Below are 1,100 nucleotides of genomic sequence, written 5' to 3'. Positions count from 1 at the left end.
CGGCCTGCGCGGAAGATGTAACGGGGCTAAATTAGTAACCGAAGCTGCGGATTCACGCTTTGCGTGAGTGGTAGGGGAGCGTTCTGTAAGCTGTTGAAGGTGTGTTGTAAAGCATGCTGGAGGTATCAGAAGTGCGAATGCTGACATGAGTAACGATAAAGCGGGTGAAAAACCCGCTCGCCGAAAGACCAAGGTTTCCTGTCCCATGCTAATCAGGGCAGGGTAAGTCGGCCCCTAAGGCGAGGCAGAGATGCGTAGTCGATGGGAAACAGGTTAATATTCCTGTACTTTTATTAACTGCGATGGAGAGACGGAGAAGGCTAAACTAGCTTGGCGTTGGTTGTCCAAGTGAAAGTAAGTAGGCTAAAGTTCTAGGCAAATCCGGAACTTTATTAGGCTGAGATACGAGACGAGCTACCAAGGTAGCGAAGTAGTTGATGCCCGGCTTCCAGGAAAATCTTCTAAGCTATAGGTTAATAAGAACCGTACCCGAAACCGACACAGGTGGTCAGGTAGAGAATACTAAGGCGCTTGAGAGAACCCGGGTGAAGGAACTAGGCAAAATAGTACCGTAACTTCGGGAGAAGGTACGCCACGTTATTGTGAAGGGCTTTACGCCTGGAGCGAGAGGTGGTCGAAGTAACCAGGTGGCTGGAACTGTTTATTAAAAACACAGCACTGTGCAAAATCGAAAGATGACGTATACGGTGTGACACCTGCCCGGTGCCGGAAGGTTAATTGATGGGGTTATCCTTTGGAGAAGCTCTTGATCGAAGCCCCGGTAAACGGCGGCCGTAACTATAACGGTCCTAAGGTAGCGAAATTCCTTGTCGGGTAAGTTCCGACCTGCACGAATGGTGTAATCATGGCCACGCTGTCTCCACCCGGGACTCAGTGAAATTGAACTTGCTGTGAAGATGCAGTGTACCCGCGGCTAGACGGAAAGACCCCGTGAACCTTTACTATAGCTTGGCAGTGAACATTGAACCTACATGTGTAGGATAGGTGGGAGGCTTTGAAGCATGCACGCCAGTGTGTGTGGAGCCATCCTTGAAATACCACCCTTGTATGTTTGATGTTCTAACGTTGTCCCATTATCT

Annotated in this window: 1 rRNA gene (running past both ends of the window); it reads left to right on the top strand. The window is 49.5% G+C overall.

Annotated features, from left to right (window positions below):
• A 23S ribosomal RNA gene (locus WSC_RS24760) occupies positions 1 to 1,100 on the top strand (it extends past both window edges: 1,168 nt to the left, 759 nt to the right).

Origin of the sequence: Catenovulum agarivorans YM01, assembly GCF_000281085.1 — a bacterium.
GTDB lineage: Bacteria > Pseudomonadota > Gammaproteobacteria > Enterobacterales > Alteromonadaceae > Catenovulum > Catenovulum agarivorans.
Note: the sequence above shows the minus strand (reverse complement) of the source record. Positions and strands in the feature narration are given on the sequence as shown.